This is a genomic window from Planotetraspora silvatica (genome assembly GCF_016863315.1).
Lineage (GTDB): Bacteria > Actinomycetota > Actinomycetes > Streptosporangiales > Streptosporangiaceae > Planotetraspora > Planotetraspora silvatica.
In genome coordinates, this window is the sequence record NZ_BOOQ01000009.1 from 101,501 (window position 1) to 123,007 (window position 21,507).

The window sequence follows — 21,507 nt, forward strand, 5'->3', positions numbered from 1 at the left end:
CTGAGGGTATGGCGTTGGTGGTTGTCACCACTTCTCCGCGAGTGGCTCCGGGGCTGTTGACCGGGCAGGCGTGGGCGGCACTCCGTTCGGAGCGCGTCCTCACCGGGTCCGCCGGCCATCCTGTCCTCCCCTATCTGGAAGAGGCCGGAATCCACGTCGACGTCGGGACCCCCGACCCGGCCGCCCTCGCCGCCGAGGGCAGCACGGGCACGGTCGTCTGGCTCGCCGCCCAGGACGGCGACGAGGACCTGATGCGCGCCATCGGCCACGCCGCCATCGCCATGGCCGACCCGCCCGTCATCGAGGTGATCCCCGGCTCGTACGACCTTCCGGGCGCCAGGCTGCTCGACCTCGTCCAGGTCATGGACAGGCTCCGCCGTGAATGCCCGTGGGATCGCAAGCAGACCCACGAGTCGCTCGTCCCCTATCTCGTCGAGGAGGCCTACGAGGTCCTGGAGACGATCGACCAGGGGGACTTCACGGCGCTCAGGGAAGAGTTGGGCGATCTGCTGCTCCAGGTGATGTTCCACTCCCGGCTGGCCCAGGAACGGGGCCAGGAGAGCGGCTTCGACATCGACGACGTCGCGACGGGGATCGTCGAGAAGTTGGTCCGCCGCCATCCGCACGTCTTCGCCGGCACCACGGTCTCGGGCGCCGGAGAGGTGAGCGACAACTGGGAGACGATCAAGTCGGCCGAACGCGCGGCCAAGGGCGAGACCGACTCCGCGCTGAGCGGCGTGCCCATGGGGCAGCCCGCGCTCTCCCTCGCCGCGCAGATGCTCCGCCGGGCCGGACGCGCCGGCGTCCCCGCCTCCCTCGCCGGCGACCTCCCCGACACGGTGGGCGCGCGCCTGTTCGAGCTTGTACGGCTCGCGCAGGACGAAGGGCTCGATCCCGAGGCCGAACTGAGGGCGGTGACGCGCGAGTACCGGCGGCGGATCGAGGAGTGGGAGATCGAATCCTGACAGATGAGACACGCCGGGAGAATGGTCTGCCCCCGAGCCGTGGCGGCTGGTAAGGACCGGTAGGCTCAGCAGGCAAACTGCCCGCGACTTTGCTAGGAGCGTTCGTGGCTGCCATCGAGGCCGTTACCGCCCGCGAGATCCTCGACTCCCGGGGGAACCCCACGGTCGAGGTCGAGGTATTGCTGGACGACTACAGCACCGGCCGCGCCGCCGTCCCGAGCGGTGCTTCCACCGGCCAGTTCGAGGCTGTGGAGCTTCGTGACGGGGACAAGAAGCGCTACCTCGGCAAGGGTGTCGAGAAGGCCGTCCTCGGCGTGACCGACGAGATCGCCGACGAGATCATCGGTTTCGACGCCGAAGAGCAGCGGCTGATCGACCAGACCATGCTCGACCTGGACGGCACGCCCAACAAGGCCAGGCTCGGCGCCAACGCGCTGCTCGGCGTCTCGCTCGCCGTCGCCAAGGCCGCCGCGGACAGCTCCGACCTGCCGCTGTTCCGCTACATCGGCGGGCCCAACGCCCACATCCTGCCGGTGCCGATGATGAACATCCTGAACGGCGGCGCGCACGCCGACTCCAATGTGGACATCCAGGAGTTCATGATCGCCCCGATCGGCGCGGAGACCTTCTCCGAGGCCGTCCGGATGGGCGCGGAGACCTACCACACGCTGAAGTCCGTGCTCAAGGAGAAGGGCTACGCCACGGGCCTGGGCGACGAGGGCGGCTTCGCGCCGAGCCTGCCGTCCAACCGCGACGCACTCGACCTGATCATGGTGGCGATCGAGAAGGCCGGCTACACGCCGGGCGAGGACATCGCGCTCGCGCTCGACGTGGCGGCCACCGAGTTCCACTCGGGCGGCGTCTACACGATCGACGGCAAGGGCGTCTCGGCGGGCGAGCTGATCTCGTTCTACGAGGACCTGGTCCGCTCCTACCCCCTGGTCTCCATCGAGGACCCGCTGGACGAGGAGGACTGGGAGGGCTGGAAGGCCATCACCGCCTCGCTCGGCACCAAGGTCCAGATCGTGGGCGACGACCTGTTCGTCACCAACCCGGAGCGGCTGGAGCGCGGCATCCGTGAGGCCGCCGCCAACGCGTTGCTCGTCAAGGTCAACCAGATCGGCACCCTGTCGGAGACCCTCGACGCGGTCGACCTGGCCCACCGCAGCGGCTACCGCTGCATGATGAGCCACCGCTCGGGCGAGACCGAGGACACCACGATCGCCGACCTGGCCGTCGCCACCAACTGCGGCCAGATCAAGACCGGCGCGCCCGCGCGGTCCGACCGGGTGGCCAAGTACAACCAGCTGCTCCGCATCGAGGAGCTCCTCGACGACGCCGCCCGTTACGCGGGTCGCGGCGCGTTCCCCCGCTTCCAGGGGTAACCCGAAAGGGCGCAGCAAGCCGTACGGAACCGGAGACGGAAACCGGAAGGGGTGTCGCGTTGGCGAAGCGACCGCAGCTCACCGGGCGAGCGGCCATCCTCGCGGTGGTCGTGTGCGCGATTTCGATGAGCCTCGCCTACCCCATCCGGGAGTACGTCGCGCAGCGGCGGCAGATCGCGCAGCTCGAGCAGCAGCAGACCCAGGCACTCAGGAACCTGCAGAAGCTCGAGGAGCGCCGCAGGCAGCTGGAGGACCCGGAGTACATCAAGCGCCAGGCCAAGGAGCGGCTCCATTATTGCGAGCCCGGCGCGAAGTGTTTCGTGGTGCTCGACGCGGGCGAGGGCAAGGCCGCGGCGAAGGCGGGGGCCAAGCCGGCGGAGCAGGCCCCGTGGTATCTCACGCTGTGGCAGTCGGTCGAGGCGGCCGACAGCGGGCGCGACGCCGTGCAGGCGAGTGTGCAGACGGGCCAGGAGTGATGGCGAGGAGTTCGACAGTGGTGGATCAGGCCGATCTGGCCGCGGTGGAGGCCCAGCTCGGGCGTTCTCCGCGCGGGGTGCGGGCCGTCGCGCACAGGTGCCACTGTGGCCTGCCCGACGTACTGGAGACCGCTCCGCGGCTGCCCGACGGATCACCGTTCCCCACGCTGTTCTACCTGACCTGCCCCAAGGCGGCGTCGGCCATCGGCACGCTGGAGTCGTCGGGCCTGATGAAGCTCATGCAGGCCAGGCTGGCGGAGGACCCCGAGTTGGCCGCGGCGTATCTGGCGGCTCACGAGGACTACCTCGCCCGGCGGGATCGGGCCGCGAGCGAGGACGGCCTGGAGCCGCTTCCCCGCGACATGCAGACCGCCGGCGGCATGCCCGACCGGGTCAAGTGCCTGCACGCCCTGGTCGCCCACGAGCTGGCCGTCCCGGGAGCCAACCCGTTCGGCCGTGAGGCTCTCGACGCCCTGCCCGAATGGTGGGCGGAAGGGCCCTGCGCCGAAGCCGGGGAGTCGTCGTGAGGGTCGCGGCCGTCGACTGCGGCACGAACTCGGTGCGCCTCCTCATCGCCGATATGACCGACGTCGCGGACGTGGCGTCAGGGGCCGGTGAGCCGGTCGACATCGAGCGCCGGATGGAGATCGTCCGCCTGGGTCAGGGCGTCGACCGCACCGGACGCCTCGCGCCCGAGGCCCTGGAGCGCACGTTCACGGCGATGCGGAGCTACGCCAAGCTCATCGCCGAGCACGCGGGGCCGTCCGGATGGATGCCGGTCCGGGTCGTGGCCACGTCCGCGACCAGGGACGCGTCCAACCGGAGCGAGTTCGTGGCCGGGGTCACCGAGATCTTCGGCGTCGAACCCGAGGTGGTGACGGGCGACGAGGAGGCGCGGCTGTCCTTCACCGGCGCCACGAGAGGCCAGGACACCGGGGAGCCTCCGTACCTCGTGGTGGACATCGGCGGCGGGTCGACCGAGTTCGTCGTCGGCTCCGGTGCCGTCCAGGGGGCGTTGTCGGTGGACATCGGCTGCGTACGGCTGACCGAACGGCATCTCAAGGGAGATCCGCCGGAGCCTGAGACGGTGAAGGCGGCGATCGCGGACATCGAGGCGGCCATGGACCGGGTCGAGGCCGTCGTGCCCGTCAGGGACGCGCGGACCCTGGTCGGTCTCGCGGGCTCGGTCACCACGGTCGCGGGCATCGTCCTCGGCCTGCCCGCCTACGACCCCGCGCGGATCCACCACTCCCGCATCCCCGCCGCGCAGGTCCACGAGGTCTCCGCGCGGTTGCTGGAGATGACCCGGGAGGAGCGCGCGGCCATCCCGGTCATGCATCCCGGCCGGGTGGACGTCATCGGCGCGGGCGCGCTCATCCTCGACCGCATCGTCCGCCGGTACGGCTTCGCCGAGGTCGTCGTCAGCGAGCACGACATCCTCGACGGGATCGCCTGGTCCCTGGTCTGATCCACGGTTCGTCTCCCTCGAATCGTGGAGATCTTGCCGCTATTACGCAATGCATAGTACTGTGCGTCGCGTGGACAGCAGCCAGCTCCTCAAAGGGGTCCTCGATGTCGCCGTCCTCGCGGTGCTCGCCAAGCGGGACAGCTACGGCTATGACGTCGTGCGCAGTCTGCGTGAGGCCGGCCTGGAGGACGTGGGCGACGCCTCGGTGTACGGCACGCTGCGCCGGCTCTTCAAGGCCGGGGCGCTCAACTCCTATGTGGTCGCGTCCGACGAGGGCCCGCACCGCAAGTACTACGGCCTGAACGACGTGGGCAGGTCGCTCCTCACCTCGTCGGCGACGACGTGGGCCTCGTTCGCCGCCACCATGAACCACCTGCTCAAGGAGGTTGCCTCGTGACCACCCCCCCGCTGAGCCCGGGCGCGTACGCCGAGGCGGTGCGGGCGGCCCTCGCCGACCTGCCCGCCGCGGACAGAGAGGAGATGCTCGAGGATCTCGACGACCATCTCATGGAGGTGGCCGCCGAGCCCGGCATGACCTTGGAGGATCGCCTCGGCTCTCCCGAGGCGTACGCCGCGGAGTTGCGGGCCGCCTATGGGGGCCGGCCCGCCCGCCCGCGCCGGCGTCTCACCGAACGGACGCGCAACCGGGCCGCCGGCCTTCTCGGTACGGCTCACGCCCGGTTGATGCAACTGCCGCCGTACCGGCAGGCCGTCGCCTTCGCGCCCGAGTTACGACCCGCCTGGTGGGTCCTGCGCGGCTACGCGGCGGCGCTGCTCATCCTGTCCGGGATCGGACCGCGCCGGCTGGTCCCCGGAGACGTGGTGGCGTGGGTGTTCACGCTCGCGCTGGTCTGGGCGTCGGTATGGGCCGGGCGCCGGGCCGTGCCCGGAGTCCCCGGCTGGGAGAGGGCACTGCTGCTCGGCGCCAACGTCGTCGCCGCGATCGTGGTGCTGGCCACGATGATCGATCCGCCGGTTCAGAGCTCGGGCCCCGTCGCCTTCGATGGCGGAGCACCCGTTCCCTACGGCGTGCAGGTGGAGAATGTCGCCGTCCTGGACGGGGGCAGCGTCTACAACATCATCCCGTACGACGAGAACGGGGCCCCGCTGCACGACGTGCGGCTCTACGACCAGGACGGCAGGCCGATCACCACCGACCCGGAGTCGTACGGCCGGGCGATCGCCGTCCCCTGCGAGGGCGAGCCGCCGATGCGCAATTCCTATCCGCTTCCGCTCATGCCGGAAGGGTCCTGGGTCGACCCGCTGCCGGGCGACACCTCCGCGTGCGTCCCCCCGAGCCCGTCGGCGACACCGTCGCCGACCGGCTCTCCGTCGGCCGGAGTCGCCCCGTCTTCGCCGGAGGGGGCCACGCCCGCCCCGGCGCCCTCCGCCACGCCCGCTCTGGCGCCCTCCGCCACACCGTCCGCGTCACCCACCAAGGCGGACGGGAAGTGAGAACAGGCCCCGCATGATGGCGCTCGGCCACCACGCCAGCTCACCGGGGTCGGTGGCGAGCGCGAGACGGGGGAAACGGCGCAGCACGCTGCCGATCGCGACCTCCGCCTCGACCTTGGCGAGGGCCGCGCCGATGCAGTAGTGCGGACCTCGCCCGAACCCGAGATGCGGTTCGCCGATCCTGCCGGGGGAGAACGCGTCGGGGTCGGGGAAGACGGAGGGGTCCCGGTTGGCCGCGAGCAGGGACACCAGGACCGGATCTCCGGGGAGCATCCGCTGCCCGCCGATGACGACGGGTTCGGTGGGGAAGCGCCAGGTGGCGTTCCGCACCGGGCCGTCGTAGCGGAGCATCTCGTCGACGACGTCGGGGAGCAGGGAGAAGTCGGCGCGGAGCGCCGCGAGTTGCTCCGGGTGCCGTAAGAGGGCGAGAAGACCGTTGCCGATCAGCGCGACCGTCGTCTCGTGGCCCGCGATGAGCAGCAGGAACGCCGTCGACGTCAGCTCGTCGGGATGGATCTCGCCCCGGTGGGAGCGCCGGACGAGCTCCGTGAGCAGGTCGTCGCCCGGGCGGGTCCGCTTGAGCGTGACGAGATCGCTCAGGAACTTCTCCAGCCCGTCGGTGGCGAGGGAGATCTGCTCGACCTCGGATGCCGCCGCCGAGTCGATCACCGACGCGAGACGGTGGAAGGCATCCCGGTCCTCCTCGGGCACGCCGAGCAGGTCGCAGATGATCGTGATCGGCAGCGGGTAGGCGAGGTCGGCGACCAGGTCGGCCTCGTCGCCGTCCAGACGGTCGAGCAGGCCGTCCGTCACCTCCTGCGCGCGGGCTCGCAGGCCCTCCATGCGGCGGGGAGTGAAGGTGGCGCTGACCAGCCGCCGAAGCCGGGAGTGGTCCTCGCCGTCCGCGTTGATCATGTGGCGCGCGAGGGAGGGGCGGTGGTCCAGCGGCAGGCCGAGGCTCGCCGCACGCCACTCGGGTGAGCCCGACGCCGGATCCTTGGACAGGGACGGGTGGGTGAGCGCCTCGACGGCGTCCTCATATCGGGTGACCAGCCAGGCCTCGCACCCCGGCAGCGGGACTCGGGTGACGGGGGCGTTGCGCCGCAGCCACTCGAACGCGGGATAGGGGTCGGCGTCGAATGCGGGGCCGAACAGTGGGGGGCACGAGTCGGTAGACACGGGCGAGTATTTACCCCGGCATACCGGAGAAAAGTCGTGGAGAAGGGCAATCTCCGGTGATCAGCGAGACCGCGGCCACGCCGCCGGCCCCCTGCTGGGACGATCGGACCATGAGTCGCGTACCTCCCGGAACCGGTTGGCCGGACGACCCCGCCCGGCCCGACACCCCTGTCGCGCACGACCCCCTGGAGGTCGCCGCGCTGGCGACGGACAGCGGGACGCTGGCGGAACTCACCGCCCGGCAGTCGGTGTGCCGGGCCTGCCCGCGACTGGTCGAGTGGCGGGAGTCCGTCGCCGACGTCAAGCGGCGGGCGTTCGCGGAGGAGACCTACTGGGGCCGCCCCATCGCCGGCTGGGGGGACGACAGGCCGCACACACTCATCGTGGGGCTCGCCCCCGCCGCGCACGGTGGGAACCGTACGGGCCGGATCTTCACGGGCGACCGCAGCGGGGACTGGCTCTTCGCGTCGCTGTACCGGACCGGCCTCGCCGTACAGGAGACGAGCGTCCGCGCGGGCGACGGCCAGGGGTTGATCGGCGCGCGGATGATGGCGGCGGTCAGGTGCGCGCCGCCCGCCAACAAGCCGACGCCGGAGGAGCGGGACTCCTGCTTCCCGTGGCTCACCCGCGAACTCGCGCTGGTGGCGGAGTCCACACGGGTCGTCGTGGCGCTCGGCGGCTTCGCCTGGCAGGCGGTGTGGCCGGCGCTGCGTGAGGCCGGTTTCGCGCTGCCCCGGCGACGCCCGCCGTTCGGCCACGGGGTCGAGGTTCCCCTCTCGTACGGCACGGCGCCCGTGACGCTGATCGGCTGTTACCACCCGAGCCAGCAGAACACGTTCACGGGGCGGGTCACGGCGGAGATGCTCGACGCGGTGTTCGCGCGGGCGGTCGCGCTGGCCGGTCCGCACCCTGGTCACGACCCTCGCCGAACGCCCCCTTCGATGGCCGTCGGCGAGGCCCCTGCCCACATCGCCGACGACCGCTTGTGAATGCTTTCACGAGTGTGAAGTCGGTCACGAAGAGAATTTTTGGCGCTCTTCGTAAAGGAAGAAGGCTCTGACCAGGCTGGTTCGGAAAATATCGGAGAAGTTTCGCTCTGAGCGGATTGGCGCCGATGCCGTCTCGTGACGTAACCTTGTGAATGCTTTCACAAGCAATCGAGGCACGAAGGGCATCCGTGGTGAACCGCAAGCCGAAGCACATTGTCATCGTCGGCGGTGGATACGTGGGCCTCTACACCAGCCTGCGCCTCCAGCGCACGCTCCGCCGTGAGCTGCGTGACGGGAGCGTTCGGATCACGCTCATCGATCCGCAGTCCTACATGACCTACCAGCCGTTCCTTCCTGAGGCCGCGGCGGGCAACATCTCGCCCCGCCACGTCGTGGCCCCGCTGCGCCGGGTGCTCCCCAAGGTCCGGGTCCTCAACGGCAAGGTCTCCAAGGTCCACCACGAGGCCAGGACGGTGACCTTCGAGCCCTCCGTCGGGCAGTCGCGGGAGATCGAGTACGACGTCATCGTCATGGCCGCCGGCTCCATCTCGCGCACGCTGCCGATCCCCGGCCTGGCGGACGCCGCGATCGGCTTCAAGACCGTCGGCGAGGCCATCGCGCTGCGCAACCGCGTGCTGGCCCTGCTCGACCGGGCCGACTCGAGCGAGGACGAGGAGGTGCGCCGCCGCGCCCTGACCTTCGTCGTGGTCGGCGGCGGCTTCGCGGGCATCGAGGCGCTCGCCGAGCTCGAGGACATGACCGAGGACGCGATCAAGTACTACCCGAGCATCCAGCAGAAGGACCTGCGCTGGGTCCTCATCGAGGCGAGCGACCGCATCCTGCCCGAGGTCGGCCCCGAGATGGGCGAGTGGACGGCGGAGGAGCTCCGCGAGCGCGGCATCGAACTCAAGATGAAGACCCTCCTCAAGTCCTGCGAGGGCGGCCTGGTGAAGACCTCGGACGGAGACTCCTTCGAGTCGGCCACGATCGTCTGGACGGCGGGCGTCAAGCCGAGCCCGGTCGTCAACTCCGGTGACCTCCCGCTCGACGAGCGCGGCCGGATCATGACCACGACCCGCCTCACGGTGGCCGGGGTCAAGGGCGCCTTCGCGGCCGGAGACGTCGCCGGCGTGCCCGACGTGACCAACCCGGGCCAGTACTGCGCGCCCAACGCCCAGCACGCCGTCCGCCAGTCCAAGGTCCTGGGCGACAACATCACGGCTTACCTGCGCGGGGAGAAGCTGAAGGATTACCGGCACAAGTACGCCGGATCGGTCGCCGGCCTGGGGCTCCACAAGGGCGTCGCGAACGTCTACGGGGTGAAGCTACGCGGGATCCCGGCGTGGTTCATGCACAGGACGTATCATCTGTCGCGGGTGCCTACGGTGAATCGTAAGGTCCGCGTGATGGCCGACTGGACGTTGTCGCTGTTCTTCAAGAGGGAGACCGTCTCGCTCGGCCAACTCGAGAACCCCCGCGACGAGTTCAGGGCCGCCGCTCAGAGCGGTCCCACACGCTAGATCGTCACCGTACGGCACGCGCTCCGCATCCGGGGCGCGTGCCGTCCGGCGCCCGAGCACGATGCCGGCCACCCCTTCCGTCGGCGGTGCGGTCAAACGTGACTGCGACGGAGGGTGGGACGAAGGTGGGGCTCTACGCTGTAACTGTGATCGGGAGGGACCGCCCGGGCGCAGTCGCCGAGGTCACGAGAGCGGTCGCCGGTGGTGGTGCCATCGGTGACTCCTCGATGAGCCTGCTCGGCGGCCATCTCGCGATGACCCTCGTCGTCTCGGCCGGTCTGTCTCGTGATCTCCTCGGTGAGAGCCTGACCCGGAGCATCCCCGGATTGGCCGTCGCCGTGACGGATCTCGCTCCCGCGCCGGTCGACCCGCCCGCCGCTCCCGGCTCGGCCGTCCCACCTGTCCCGGCGGCATCGCCCGGAGGGATCACGGACATCGGCCCTCCCGGGCTCGCCTACGCCCTCACCCTGCACGGCCCCACCAGGACCGACGTTCTTCCGGTGGCCACCGGCCTGCTCGCCGAGGTGGGCTGTGCCGTCACCTCGATGACCACACGAGTCGCCGGAAACCTGTTCGTCCTGGTGGCGGATGTGGAACTGCCCGCTCAGGCTGACGTGGCCTCGCTGATGCGGGCGATGGCCGCGGCCCTGGACGGATTCCGGATCGCCTTCCGGCCGGCCGACCCGGCGGTGATGTGATGGAAGGCGACAGGCGTACCTGTCTGATCGAGGGGGTGGTCACCGCGCCGCACCATCTGCTCGTGACACCGGCGGCTCCTGTGGACCCGTCCGACGCCGTGGTGTCCTCCGTCGTGCGCCATCTGCTGGAGGTCATGCGCAGCATGCCGGGGTGCCGTGGCCTGACGGCCCCCCAACTCGGCGTCGGATGGCGGCTGATGTGCCTCGACGTCTCCGGCCATCCCTCGACCCGGTCGTGTTCGGGGGAACTGGTCATCGCCAACCCGGAGGTCGTCGAGGCGGCCGACTGGGACGTGGCCCGTGAAGGCTGCCTGTCGGTGCCGGGCCTGGCCGCCGAGGTCGCCCGGGCCACTCAGATCACGGTCCAGGGCGTACGACCGGGCACGGGTGAGCCGATGACGTTCCACGCCGACGCCTTCGAGGCCCGTTGCGTCCAGCATCAGATCGATCATCTGGACGGCCTGCTCTTCCTGGACCGGGTCGCCGGAACGAGAGCCGTGCATGCTGTCCGGAAAGGGGGACAAGCGGCGTAAGGGCTAACCAGTTACAGATGAGTGGTCCGTGGCATATGATCGCGGCGCCCCCGTAGCCCAACGGCAGAGGCAAGCCCCTTAAAAGGGCTGCGTTGTGGGTTCGAGTCCCACCGGGGGCACAGTTTCCGCCAAGCATGAGCAAGCCCGCGACGTGAACGTCAGGTCGCGGGCTGATCTGTGTTGTCCGGTTGTCCATGAATGCAGCGTCTCGAAGGGCGCTCGCCGTGATCCCGCCGTGAGTGTCCGGCCCGATCGGGCCACTTCATGTCCACGTAGGCACATTCGACGCGGAGCGTGGTGCCGATGGCCGCGATCTCGGCGGTCAGGATCTGGTGATGAGCGGGAATCGCTCGACATCCAGGAATTCCACGCTGCGCAGGTGGCCATCGCGCATCGCATTGGCGGTGTCGACCGTGGCGGTACCTGCTGCGCTTCACGCGGAGGCCCGGACTGGCTAGAGTTCTCGCCGATGAACGCCCCACCGCCGCCGGACGGGCCCGCCGGCCCCCCAGGGTCTCCGCCCCCTGGTCCGCCGTACGGCGGACCGCCGGTCCGCTATGAGCCGCGGCGCCCCGGGACGCCGCGGCGCCGCGGACGGATCGGCAGGATTCTGGCCGTCGTACTCTCGCTCGCCGCGGCGGGCGGCGTGGTCGCCGGCATCATTTACTACGAGCAGAGCTACAAGCCGCGCCACTATCTCCGGGAATGGTCGTTCCGGATAGCGGCGCCACAGGGCCGCTTCAACCGAATCGAACTGGGCGCGGACGAACACGCGACCAACATCCGGTTCACGGAGCAGTGCCACCCAGCCTCACCGTGCGACCCGCCGCCCGTCAAGGCCGTCGCGGACTGGGTGGCGAGCGATGGCGGGGTCGTCACCGAGAAGGCCGTCGCGGAGTGTTTCAAGGACGGAGGCTCCTTCTCCTACGACCACGAACGCCATCCCGTCAGCGTCCGCTGCGAGAAGGTCGACTCCCCCAGGTTCAGATACACCTTCACCGTACGCCTGGGCTACTGATCGCCCACGCGCCACGAGCCTCGCCACCAGACCGCTGAGACCCCGCACACAGGAGTACGGCGATGCTGAGCAGGCGGAAGCGGTTCACATCGACCACGCCGTCGCCGCCTTACTCGGCCACCTGCCGTGTGGCGCCTGCCGGTTGAAGGCGGAAGAGCTCCGATCGGTACTTCGCCGCGATCCACCGCTATGCGATGTCCAGGCTCGGTCCCGGTGCCGCGGACGACATCGCCGCCACCACGGGACGTGGTGAAGACGGCCGCGACAGCCAACCCCGAAGTTCTGCTGGTTTGGCCACGGTGCGAACTTTCGGAAGCTCTACGGGAGAGAAGGGCTGAACCATCCCCCGACTGAGATGAGGCCGCTCATGACGAAGGAGCCCAAGCGGTGCTGCCTGAGATGACCAGCCCACCCGCGGCTTCCTCCCCGGCCCCGGACGACGCCGAGGTGATCGCGGCCTCCCTGAGCGACTCCGAGTGCTTCGCGGCCATCTTCGACCGGCATGTCGAAGTGATCCATCACTACATCGCCCGCAGGGTCGGTACGGACGCGGCCGACGACATCGTCGCGGAGACCTTTCTGGCGGCCTTCCGGCGACGGTCCGTCTACGACGTGTCCCGCTCCGACGCGCGCCCGTGGCTGTACGGCATCGCCACCACGCTCGTCGCGCGTCATCGGCGTTCCGAAGTGCGGTACCTGCGGGCTCTGAGTCGCACGGGGGTGGACCCGCTGCCGGAGTCGCTGGCCGACGGCGTCGTCAACCGGCTCATCACTCATGACCAGAAGCGGCGGCTGGCGGGGGCGCTGGCGACGCTGGGACAGGGTGACCGCGATGCCTTGCTGCTCGTGGTGTGGGGTGAGCTGACCTACGAGGAGACCGCTCGGGCCCTCGACATCCCCTTGGGAACCGTGCGCTCGCGCCTGAACCGGGCGCGTCGCAAATTACGCGCCCAGCTCGGTCGAAACGACCCGACGAAGGAGACCCACGATGGATGAGCTGCACATGCTCGCCGAGCTCCGCAGGGACACGCCGCCGATCCGCACGGGCGCCTCGGGTGCGGCCCGCGCACGGCTGCTCGAGGAGATGGCGGCTCCCCGCCGCAGCCGCCTCCGGTTGAGGCCGATCATCTTGCGAGCGGGCGTGGTCGCGGCGCTGGCATCGGCGATCATCACCGCGATCGCCGTGCCGCAGGACACCGGAGGAGACCCCGGACGGCCGGACGCGGTCGCCGCGCTGGCCGGGGCCCAACCCGCCGTGGCGGCTGTGGCAGAGCGGGCGCGTACCGCGGCGGAGAAGCAGTCGACGGAGAAGGTGCCCGCGGACTCCTGGACGTACGTGCGGACGCTGCAGCGGGAAACTGAGTCGCACGACTTATCGGACCTGCGGGATTGGTACACCGCGGATGGCCGCTGGACCGCCGGCATCGGCAACGATGGCCGTGTCACGGTGTCGGAAATCGATCCCAAGCGTGATGTTCCGTCCGCTGCATTCCTCCTGGGCGCGCCGACCGACCCGGAAGGCATGGCACGGCACGTCTACGCGGAAGTCGACAGGGTCATTGCGGCGGAGCGCACGGGAGGCATCCGCGCATCGACCATCGATACCTCGCGCGGGCGGGACGTCGCCGCGTTCACGCTGGTGAAAGAGGCGTTGAAGAGGTACTACGTCACGCCGCGCCAGCAGGCGGCCCTGTACGGCGCGCTGGCCTACATCCCCGGCGTGACGGTGATCGAGGATGCCGAGGACGCGGCCGGGCGGCACGGCCAGGCATTCGGCATCATCGACCCGCAGTCAGTGCGGTCGGAGATCATCTTTGACCGGCGTACCTACCGTTATCTGGGGTCTAGCTCCGTGTTCACCAAGGACTACACGGAACCGCCGCCTCCGCCCGGCGTGGACAGCGACTACGACCCCGACAATCCCCTGCACTTCGCGAAGGGCACCGTCGTCGAACTGAACGCGAAAATGGACGCCGCCGTGGTCGACGGCCCAGGTCAGCGCCCGTGACATGGACGTCAGGTCGCGGGCTGATCTATCCGCTCGCTTTCAGACGAAGTCCCGGGCATGGTCGTGGACCCAGTCGCCGAACGTGCGGGCGGCCTTGCCCGTGACCTTCTCCGCGGTCGGCATCGGGCTGAACGCAACGGGGCCGGACTCCTCGGCCTCGGATCGCCCGGCTTCATTGCCCGCGTAATCCTCGAACCCGGTGAGAAAGCGGGCGTTCGCCGCCGCGAAGCCGCCTTGGGCCAGATACATGTCGCGAGCCTGGGCCGGGGTCACGACCTCCAAACGGATGTCCTGGCCGATGGCCTCGGCGATGGCGCGGACCTGGTCACGGCGGCTGATGAATTCCGGGCCGTTCAGGGTGTAGGCGGCGCGCTGATGCCCGTCCTCCAGGAGGGCGGCCGTGGCGACGTCGGCGATGTCCCGCTCGTGCACCGGGTGCCAGGCCAGGTCGGGGAACGGATCTCGAACGACCCGCTCGGCCCGGATCGAGGGCCCCCACAGCCACAGCTTGTTCAGCATGAACTCGCCGGGCCGTACATGGGTCCACTCCATGCCGGAGGCCTCCACGGCCTGCTCCACGGGCAGGTGGAAATCGGTGTCGTAGCCGGCGGTCACCGCGCCCGACGACAGGACGACCACGCGGCGGACTCCGGCCTCCTCGGCCAGGGCGACCACCTCTGATGCGGTCGCCGCGAACGGAAACAGATACATCCTGTCCACGCCGTCCAGCGCCGGACGCAGGCTCTCCGGCCGCGCCAAGTCGCCCTGAACCACCTCGGCCCCCCGGGGAAGGGCGGCCTGATCGGGATGCCTGCTCAGCGCCCTTACGGCGACGCCCGCCTGGAGGAGTTGCTCGGTGACGATCCGCCCTACGTTTCCGGTCGCGCCGGTCACGAGAATTCGCATTTCTCCATCTTCGACTGCGAAAGGTCTTCCGGGCAAACATGAACGTGCCATTCGCATTTAATGTCTGACCTGCGGAAATGCTGTATTTCAGGTGTTCGAATTTCATTTCGGTGCGGTGGTGATGGCGGGGCGGGGACCGTGGCCCGGCCGTGCGAACGGTCCGGTCCGGCTCTCCGAGGTTGATGTATGCCCCCTTGGGGGTTATACAAGGGGTATGCCGAAAATCAACGTGTACCTGCCCGACGAGCTGGCCGAGGCGGTCAAGGAGGCCGGCCTGCCGGTCTCCGCCGTCTGCCAGCGAGCCTTGGAGCAGGCCGTACGCAGGGTGACCGCCATCCGGGAGGCCGTCGTGGGCGAGCTGGAGCTCGACGACCCCGCAGGACGTTTGGGGCACTTCACCGCGCGTGCCCGGGCCGTCTTCAAGCTCGCCCTGGAACGGGCGCGGGAGCGGGGAGCCGCCGCCATCGGGACGGAGGACCTGCTCGCCGCCATGCTGGCCGAGGGGAACAACCTGGCCCTGCACGTCCTGCGCGCCATGGAGATCGATCCGGAGGTGGTCGGGCGTGACCTCGCCCGGCAGCTTCCGGACCGGCCCGAGGCCTCCGGCGACGAGGCCGTCCGGCGGTTCAGCGGCCCCGCCGCCAACGCCCTCGAGTTCGCCGTGACGGAGGCGCAGACGCTCGGTCACAACTACATCGGGTGTGAGCACCTGCTGCTGGGGTTGGTCGCAGAGCCCGACGGCACGGCCGGGCAGGTCCTCCGTACGAGAGGCGCCGAGGCCCGCCTCACCCGCCGTGCCGTCGTCGCGGCCCTCGCCGGTTACGTCCATCTCCGGGCGCAGACGCAAAGCCCGCAGCCACAAAACCCGCCGACCCAAATCCCGCAGACACAGGGCTCGCAGACACAGGGAGTGCAGGCGCCGGTCATGGACGCCACGGCCCAGGAGGGCGCGCTCGCGCGGATCGGCGAGCTCGTCCGCCAGGAGCTCAGGCCGCTGGCCGAGCGCATCGAACGGCTCGAACAGCACGCGGGCATCACGGGCCCGGAGGCCTGACATGGCGCGGGTGTTGCTGCTCGCGACGGGCGACATGATCGCCTACTCGTCCGGCCCGGGGCGTCCGGGCTTGGCGTCCGGAGCGGATCTCCTGCGGACCGTGCCCGCCCGCATGCGGACGATGGAGGTCGTGGCCGAGGACGTCATGGCCGAGCCGAGCTGGGACTTGTCGCCCTCCGCCATGCTCGCCCTGGCCCGGCGGGTCCGGTCGGCCATTCTGGACGAGGACTTCGACGGGGTCGTGGTCACGCACGGCATCGACACCATGGAGGACACCGCGTACCTCACCGACCTGCTCGCGGGGCCCGCGGCCCGCCGGGGGGCGATCGTGCTGACCGGAGCCGTGCGCCCTCTGGGCCACCCGTCCGCCGACGGGCCGGGCAACCTGGCGTCGTCGCTTGCGGCCGCCGCCGACCCGGCCCTCCGTGGGGTGGGAGCGGTCGTCTGCCTCGGCGACGAACTGCACGCGGCCCGATGGGTCACCCTGGTCGACGCCGCCGGCGTTCCGGCGTTCTCCTCCGCGCCGTTCTCCCCTGTGGGCCGCGTGGTGGAGGGCCGAGTCGAGCCGCTCGGCGCGCCTCCGCCGAGGCCGCCGGATCCCCGGGGAGAGCCCGAGTCGCATGTTGCCTTGATCAAGACTTATCCGGACATCGAGCCGGCGCTGCTGACGGCCGTGGTCGACGCGGGCGCGCGTGGGATCGTGCTGGAGGGCACCGGCGAGGCGAACGTCCCGGTCACGTTGTTCACCACGATCACCGAGCTGTCGGACTGGGACATCCCGGTGGTCGTCGCGTCACGGTGTCATACGTCCGGCCTGCCGCTCGATGCCCTGCCGTTCGGAATGGGGCTCGCCGCGAAAGCGGGTGCGATCGGCGCCCGCGGCCTCGCTCCCGTCAAGGCGCGTGCCGCCGTGATGGTCGCTCTGGGCGCGGGCGGCAGAGACGCCGTGCGCGACTGGTTCGGCGGGTTGTGACCCGCCGCGCCCGGTGATCGTCGTGGGGATCGGCTCACGAGCCGTTGCGACAGGCCCCGCCGACGGCAGCCGCAGGACGAATCGCGCACCGCCCTCCGGCGAGTCCGTCACCTGCAACGTGCCGCCGTGCGCGATCGCGATCTCATGGGCGATGGCGAGGCCCAGGCCGGTGCCTCCGTGGCCGCGGCTGCGGGCGCTGTCCAGCCGGGTGAAGCGTTCGAAGACCCGCTCCCGTTCCGCGAGCGGGATGCCGGTGCCGTCGTCGCTGACCGACAGTTCGGCGCAGGCGGCACCCCGGCACACCTCGACCAGGACGGCATGGGAGGCATGGCGCTGGGCGTTGTCGAGCAGGTTGCCGAACAACCGGCCGAGCTGACTTCGTACGCCGTCGACCATGACTCCTGGTTCGAGCCGCAGCCGCACGTCTACGCGCCGGGACCGATGAGAGATCTCCTCCTCGACGAGGACGCCCAGATCGACGGGCCGCTGCTCCTGCGGCGCGTTCGCCCCGAGCTTCGCGAGCAGGAGCAGGTCGGCGATGATCGTCTGGAGCCGGTCGACGTCGGTCAGCGTCCGCCGGAGCATGTCGGCCAACTCGGTCTGGTCCGGATGCAGCTGAGCCTCCTCGAGTTCCGCCCGCAGCCCGGCGAGCGGCGTGCGCAACTCGTGCGCGGCGTCCGCCGCGAACTGACGCTGCCGCAGCAGCGCGCTCTCGGTCGCGCGCTTGGCCTCCTCGATTCGTGCCAGCGTGCCGTTCACCGTCCTGGCCAGGCGGCCGATCTCGTCGTGGCCCACGGGCTCTTCGACCCTGCTGCCGACATGCCTGACATTGATGGAGGCGAGTTCGGTGCGGATGTCCTCGACCGGCCGGAGGGTGCGGCCTGCGATCTTCCAGGTGCCCCAGCCGGTGAGCAGGACGAGGACGACGACCTCCGCCGCGAAGATCCAGTCGAACGGCGCGGCGGCCGTCGCGACGGCCATGGGCCTGCCCGCGTAGACCACGGGTGAGTCCACCGCCTGCGACACGCGGTACGCGGAGATCCGGACGCAACTCCCGTCGCCGTGGTCCGGGCAGGCCCGCACGTCCATCTGCGGGCGCTCAGGGCGTGGAAGCACCGTGCTCATCGGGGGCAGGCCGGAGGCCGCCGGCGACGCCGCGATGACGTGCCGATCGGGCGCCACGACCTGGATCAGCGTGACGCCGCGGACCTCGGGCACGATCGGGTTCCCCAGGCGCCCGGTGCGGACGGCCTCGGCGGTCGTGGAGGACTGATGGCGTGCGTCGAGCCAGACGGTGTCATTGAACGCCTGACGGGTCAGCGAGCCGATCAGCAGTCCTGTGGGCCCGATCAACAGCACCGCCAGAAGACTGACCAGAACGGTGATCCGGCCGCGGATCGACCGCGGCCGCAGCCGCGTCAGTGGTGACCGCTCAGGTTCGAGGAGCGAAACAAGGCTGCGCACCGCATCCTCCTCACACGTGATCGCTACCTCGAGATGCTCGGGGCGCTGCGGTGGTGAGGGTTGTCGGCCGCCCAGGGCCCGACTCTGCCGATCGTGCGCGGCGGTTGGAGCGAACTCCGGTGGCCGTGGATCCGTCTCCGAGACGGACCCGCTGCTGAACACGCTAACACTTGACTTGAATTGTTCAAGTAAAAGAACTGTCCCAGTTTATTGGCGCGGGCATGCCTGGGGGAGGCCGGGAAACCGCGCCGATTCCGCGCGGCGTGGCGGGGAACTCGTGCCGGGTCCTGATCGTTGCAGACGTTGGCGGAGCGCCGAGTCCCTTGTGGGCACGGCGCTTCGTGGGCACCATCCCGAATAAGCCGCGCAAGAGGCTGAGCAGCGAGTCGCGTCCCGGAGGCAGCGATGGAGAGCAGAAACCCGATATTCAGCCGGCGTGGGTCCACCGGTCAGCAGCAATGGACTTCGGCGACCCCGAGCGTGCAGCAGCTCGACGCCATGTACGGCGCGCCGTCGTACGCTCCGCCGACCTCGCGCCCGATGACCATCGACGACGTCGTGGTGCGCGGTTTCATGACACTCGGCGCACTGGTCGTCGCCGCGGCCGTGTCGTGGTACATGGACTTCGGCGCCGGGATCGCCATCCCGGCGATGTTGGTGGGGTTGGTCCTCGGCCTGATCGTCTCGTTCAAGCAGAGCACGAACCCCGCGCTCATCCTCGGCTACGCGCTCTGTTACGGCATCGCGATCGGCTACATCAGCCACGCGTACGAGTCGCGATTCAACGGCATCGTCCTGCAGGCCGTGCTCGGCACGATGGTGGCCTTCGGCGGCACACTGGCCGTCTACGCACTCAAGATCTTCCGGCCGACACCGAAGGTCACCAAGTTCGTCATCGCGGCCGGTTTCGCGTTCGTCGGCCTCGCCCTGCTCAACCTGGTCGCGGGCTTCTTCGTGGACGGGGGCCTCGGCCTTCGCACCGACAGCCCGATCGGCTGGCTCTTCAGCGTCGTCGCGATCCTGCTCGGCTGCTTCTTCCTGCTCCTCGACTTCGACCAGATCGAGAGCGGCGTCCGGGCGGGCGTCCCCGAGCGGTACTCCTGGCTGATGGCCTTCGGCCTCACGCTGAGCCTCGTGTGGCTCTACCTGGAGATTCTCCGTTTCATCAGCTATTTCACAAGCAACGACTAGCCTGGCGAGAGAAAAGGGCACTCTTCTTTTCCGAAGGGTGCCCTTTTTTTGTCCTTTAACAGGATGTGCCGTCACGGTGCAAAACTTTCGATCAACAATCTGTAACAAGTTGATGTCTGCGGGGGTCTTGTCAAGCACGGGCTGGTGATGCACTGTGACACAAAGCAGCCCGATCCGTGGAGGTGCCCATGTCGTTGAACCACTCACCGGAGACACAGACAAAGCTGATCGCACGCGTCCCGTCCATCACCGGACGCGAACTCCCCGAGTGGTTCCAAGCCATCGACAACGGTCCGTCGTTCCTCAGATGTGATGAGCGGGCCGCCTGGCTCGCCGATGAACACGGGCTGAGCCACGGCTACGCCGCAGCGATCGTCCTGGAGCACGAGCGGCGTCGTCGCTTCTAGGAAGTGACCGGTCCCGAATCCCTGCGCCCGCACCGCCTCGGTGTGGGCGCATCATTGTCTTCATGGATCTCGATGAGGCGCGTGAGTTCGTGAAGAACAACCATCGCGCGGTCATGTTCACCTGGCACGCAGACGGCCGCCCCCAGACGTCACCGGTCACCGTGGGGCTCGACGAGGACGGATATCTCATCGTCAGCAGCCGCGAGACCGCGGCGAAGACCCGCAACGCCCGTAAGAATCCCCAGGTCCTCCTCACGGTGATGAGCGACGCCTTCTACGGCCCCTGGGTCCAGATCGAGGGAACCGCGCAGGTCGTGTCGCTGCCGGAGGCCATGGACGGCCTGGTCGGGTACTACCGGGGCATCAGCGGTGAGCACCCGGACTGGGACGACTACCGCGAGGCGATGGTGCGGGACAAGCGGGTCCTCATCCGGGTCGAGCCCACCAAGGCCGGGCCCGACCACCACGGCTGACGCTCCGCCGAGGCGGGGCCAGACAGACCACCACGGCTGACGCCCTGCGGGGGATCCCGGACGACTCCGGGATCCCCCGCGGCCGTCTAGGCCAGACGCTCCAGGACCATCGCCATGCCCTGGCCGCCGCCGACGCACATCGTCTCGAGGCCGAGCGACTTGTCGTGGAACCGGAGGCTGTTGATGAGCGTCGAGGTGATGCGGGCGCCGGTCATCCCGAAGGGGTGACCGACGGCGATCGCGCCGCCGTTCACGTTGAGGCGGTCGAGGTCGATGCCGAGCTCCTGGTAGGACGGGATCACCTGCGCGGCGAAGGCTTCGTTGATCTCCACGAGGTCGACGTCGCCGATGGCCATGCCCGCGCGGCCGAGGGCCTGCCGGGACGCCTCGACCGGCCCGAGCCCCATGATCTCCGGAGACAGCCCGGTCACACCGGTCGAGACGATCCGCGCCAGCGGCGTGATCCCCAGCTCGGCCGCCTTGGTGTCGCTCATGACGATCACCGCGGCCGCGCCGTCGTTGAGGGGGCAGCAGTTGCCGGCCGTCACCGTGCCGTCAGGCCGGAAGACCGGCTTGAGCTGCGAGACCGCCTCGTAGGTCGTGCCCGCCCGCGGGCCGTCGTCCTTGCTCACCACGGTGCCGTCGGGCAGCGTGACCGGGGTGATGTCGCTCTCCCAGAACCCGTTGGCCAGCGCCTTCTCCGCCAGGTTCTGCGACCGCACGCCGAACTCGTCCTGCTCGCGCCGGGAGACGCCCCGCAGCCCCGCGACGTTCTCCGCGGTCTGGCCCATGGCGATGTAGACGTCCGGGATCGCGTCGTCCTCGCGGGGGTCGTGCCAGACCGGGGCCCCGCCCTCGGCGAGCTTGTCGGTCCGGGACTTGCCGTCCAGGAAGAGAGGGTTGGTGGTGCCGGGGAGGGAGTCCGAGCTGCCCTTGGCGAACCGGGAGACGGTCTCGACGCCCGCGGAGATGAAGACGTCGCCCTCCCCGGCCTTGATCGCGTGGAAGGCCATCCGGGTCGTCTGCAGCGACGACGAGCAGTAGCGGGTGACCGTGGTGCCCGGCACGCCGTCGAGGCCGAGGAGCACCGAGACGACCCGGCCCATGTTGAAGCCCTGCTCGCCGCCGGGCAGGCCGCAGCCCAGCATGAGGTCGTCCACGTCGTTCGGGTCGAGCTGCGGCACCTTGGCGAGCGCGGCCTGGACGATCTGAACCGCGAGGTCGTCGGGCCGGATGTCCTTCAAAGATCCCTTGAAGGCGCGGCCGATCGGCGACCGCGCGGTTGCCACGATGACTGCCTCAGGCATGTGACTCTCCCTGTTTCTCCGGCCACCGCACTCAGGGT

22 protein-coding genes, 1 tRNA gene and 2 pseudogenes are annotated in these 21,507 nt (G+C 69.7%); 20 read left to right on the forward strand and 5 right to left on the reverse strand.

Annotated elements, in window-relative coordinates; translation table 11 throughout:
* Positions 1 to 8 precede the first annotated feature (8 nt).
* The 7 genes from Psi02_RS08115 (at position 9) to Psi02_RS08145 (ending at position 5,749) form a co-directional block, all read left to right on the forward strand.
* The gene (locus Psi02_RS08115) at positions 9 to 965 is read left to right on the forward strand and encodes a nucleoside triphosphate pyrophosphohydrolase (RefSeq protein ID WP_203972836.1); all 957 of its coding nucleotides are present in this window, start codon (positions 9 to 11) and stop codon (positions 963 to 965) included.
* 104 nt (positions 966 to 1,069) lie between these two features.
* Complete coding sequence (eno, locus tag Psi02_RS08120) at positions 1,070 to 2,350, forward strand: phosphopyruvate hydratase (protein WP_203953816.1); 1,281 nt, start codon at positions 1,070 to 1,072, stop codon at positions 2,348 to 2,350.
* 59 nt (positions 2,351 to 2,409) lie between these two features.
* Positions 2,410 to 2,826 (forward strand): FtsB family cell division protein, encoded by a 417-nt coding sequence (locus Psi02_RS08125; protein WP_203972837.1) that lies wholly within the window; start codon positions 2,410 to 2,412, stop codon positions 2,824 to 2,826.
* On the forward strand, positions 2,826 to 3,353 hold the full coding sequence (locus Psi02_RS08130; RefSeq protein ID WP_203972838.1) for a DUF501 domain-containing protein: 528 nt from the start codon (positions 2,826 to 2,828) through the stop codon (positions 3,351 to 3,353). Before Psi02_RS08125 ends, Psi02_RS08130 begins: the two co-directional genes overlap by 1 nt.
* Positions 3,308 to 4,294 (forward strand): Ppx/GppA phosphatase family protein, encoded by a 987-nt coding sequence (locus Psi02_RS08135; RefSeq protein ID WP_203972839.1) that lies wholly within the window; start codon positions 3,308 to 3,310, stop codon positions 4,292 to 4,294. The genes Psi02_RS08130 and Psi02_RS08135 overlap by 46 nt, the downstream gene beginning before the upstream one ends.
* 70 nt (positions 4,295 to 4,364) lie before the next feature.
* Positions 4,365 to 4,691 (forward strand): PadR family transcriptional regulator, encoded by a 327-nt coding sequence (locus Psi02_RS08140; RefSeq protein ID WP_203953812.1) that lies wholly within the window; start codon positions 4,365 to 4,367, stop codon positions 4,689 to 4,691.
* On the forward strand, positions 4,688 to 5,749 hold the full coding sequence (locus Psi02_RS08145) for an HAAS signaling domain-containing protein (protein ID WP_203972840.1): 1,062 nt from the start codon (positions 4,688 to 4,690) through the stop codon (positions 5,747 to 5,749). The genes Psi02_RS08140 and Psi02_RS08145 overlap by 4 nt, the downstream gene beginning before the upstream one ends.
* Here Psi02_RS08145 and Psi02_RS08150 read toward each other — a convergent pair.
* The gene (locus Psi02_RS08150) at positions 5,723 to 6,928 is read right to left on the reverse strand and encodes a cytochrome P450 family protein (RefSeq protein WP_203972841.1); all 1,206 of its coding nucleotides are present in this window, start codon (positions 6,926 to 6,928) and stop codon (positions 5,723 to 5,725) included. The genes Psi02_RS08145 and Psi02_RS08150 overlap by 27 nt on opposite strands.
* A 110-nt stretch (positions 6,929 to 7,038) precedes the next feature.
* On the opposite strand from Psi02_RS08150, the gene Psi02_RS08155 reads away from it, so the two are divergent.
* The 5 genes from Psi02_RS08155 (at position 7,039) to Psi02_RS08175 (ending at position 10,787) form a co-directional block, all read left to right on the forward strand.
* Entirely contained in the window at positions 7,039 to 7,917 is an 879-nt protein-coding gene (locus tag Psi02_RS08155) for a uracil-DNA glycosylase (protein WP_203972842.1), read from the forward strand.
* Positions 7,918 to 8,069: 152 nt separating this feature from the next.
* The gene (locus Psi02_RS08160; protein ID WP_203972843.1) at positions 8,070 to 9,437 is read left to right on the forward strand and encodes an NAD(P)/FAD-dependent oxidoreductase; all 1,368 of its coding nucleotides are present in this window, start codon (positions 8,070 to 8,072) and stop codon (positions 9,435 to 9,437) included.
* A gap of 146 nt (positions 9,438 to 9,583) precedes the next feature.
* Positions 9,584 to 10,135: an ACT domain-containing protein gene (locus Psi02_RS08165; protein WP_239094707.1), complete on the forward strand. Its 552-nt coding sequence runs from the start codon at positions 9,584 to 9,586 to the stop codon at positions 10,133 to 10,135.
* Complete coding sequence (locus Psi02_RS08170) at positions 10,135 to 10,668, forward strand: peptide deformylase (protein WP_203972844.1); 534 nt, start codon at positions 10,135 to 10,137, stop codon at positions 10,666 to 10,668. Before Psi02_RS08165 ends, Psi02_RS08170 begins: the two co-directional genes overlap by 1 nt.
* Before the next feature lie 46 nt (positions 10,669 to 10,714).
* Positions 10,715 to 10,787 (forward strand) — tRNA-Leu (locus Psi02_RS08175).
* Between the two features lie 203 nt (positions 10,788 to 10,990).
* Here Psi02_RS08175 and Psi02_RS41055 read toward each other — a convergent pair.
* Positions 10,991 to 11,077: pseudogene (locus tag Psi02_RS41055) on the reverse strand (YceI family protein); the annotation flags it as partial.
* 60 nt (positions 11,078 to 11,137) lie between these two features.
* Between Psi02_RS41055 and Psi02_RS08185 the strand changes: the two are divergent.
* From Psi02_RS08185 to Psi02_RS08195, 3 genes are all read left to right on the forward strand, one after another.
* Positions 11,138 to 11,686, forward strand: coding sequence for a hypothetical protein (locus Psi02_RS08185; RefSeq protein ID WP_203972845.1), 549 nt, complete (start codon positions 11,138 to 11,140; stop codon positions 11,684 to 11,686).
* Positions 11,687 to 12,073: 387 nt separating this feature from the next.
* Positions 12,074 to 12,682 (forward strand): RNA polymerase sigma factor, encoded by a 609-nt coding sequence (locus Psi02_RS08190; RefSeq protein WP_308442219.1) that lies wholly within the window; start codon positions 12,074 to 12,076, stop codon positions 12,680 to 12,682.
* Positions 12,675 to 13,694 carry a CU044_5270 family protein gene (locus Psi02_RS08195; RefSeq protein ID WP_203972846.1) on the forward strand — a complete coding sequence of 340 codons (1,020 nt, stop codon included), beginning with the start codon at positions 12,675 to 12,677 and terminating at the stop codon, positions 13,692 to 13,694. The genes Psi02_RS08190 and Psi02_RS08195 overlap by 8 nt, the downstream gene beginning before the upstream one ends.
* A gap of 39 nt (positions 13,695 to 13,733) precedes the next feature.
* Here Psi02_RS08195 and Psi02_RS08200 read toward each other — a convergent pair whose 3' ends face one another.
* A complete protein-coding gene (locus Psi02_RS08200) occupies positions 13,734 to 14,600 on the reverse strand; it encodes an SDR family oxidoreductase (RefSeq protein ID WP_203972847.1) in 867 nt (288 codons plus the stop codon).
* Between the two features lie 214 nt (positions 14,601 to 14,814).
* Between Psi02_RS08200 and Psi02_RS08205 the strand changes: the two genes are divergently transcribed.
* The gene (locus Psi02_RS08205) at positions 14,815 to 15,654 is read left to right on the forward strand and encodes a Clp protease N-terminal domain-containing protein (protein ID WP_203972848.1); all 840 of its coding nucleotides are present in this window, start codon (positions 14,815 to 14,817) and stop codon (positions 15,652 to 15,654) included.
* A gap of 1 nt (position 15,655) precedes the next feature.
* Positions 15,656 to 16,627 (forward strand): asparaginase, encoded by a 972-nt coding sequence (locus tag Psi02_RS39975; protein ID WP_239094708.1) that lies wholly within the window; start codon positions 15,656 to 15,658, stop codon positions 16,625 to 16,627.
* A gap of 72 nt (positions 16,628 to 16,699) precedes the next feature.
* Here the strand turns inward: Psi02_RS39975 and Psi02_RS39980 are convergent.
* A pseudogene (locus tag Psi02_RS39980) lies at positions 16,700 to 17,752 on the reverse strand (sensor histidine kinase); the annotation flags it as partial.
* A 744-nt stretch (positions 17,753 to 18,496) separates the two neighbouring features.
* Between Psi02_RS39980 and Psi02_RS08215 the strand changes: the two are divergent.
* From Psi02_RS08215 to Psi02_RS08225, 3 genes are all read left to right on the forward strand, one after another.
* Positions 18,497 to 19,282 (forward strand): Bax inhibitor-1/YccA family protein, encoded by a 786-nt coding sequence (locus Psi02_RS08215; protein ID WP_203972850.1) that lies wholly within the window; start codon positions 18,497 to 18,499, stop codon positions 19,280 to 19,282.
* A 188-nt stretch (positions 19,283 to 19,470) separates the two neighbouring features.
* A complete protein-coding gene (locus Psi02_RS08220; RefSeq protein ID WP_203953796.1) occupies positions 19,471 to 19,689 on the forward strand; it encodes a DUF4287 domain-containing protein in 219 nt (72 codons plus the stop codon).
* A 62-nt stretch (positions 19,690 to 19,751) separates the two neighbouring features.
* Entirely contained in the window at positions 19,752 to 20,162 is a 411-nt protein-coding gene (locus Psi02_RS08225; protein WP_203972851.1) for a PPOX class F420-dependent oxidoreductase, read from the forward strand.
* An 86-nt stretch (positions 20,163 to 20,248) separates the two neighbouring features.
* Here Psi02_RS08225 and Psi02_RS08230 read toward each other — a convergent pair whose 3' ends face one another.
* Entirely contained in the window at positions 20,249 to 21,469 is a 1,221-nt protein-coding gene (locus tag Psi02_RS08230; protein WP_203972852.1) for an acetyl-CoA C-acetyltransferase, read from the reverse strand.
* Positions 21,470 to 21,507: the final 38 nt, after the last annotated feature.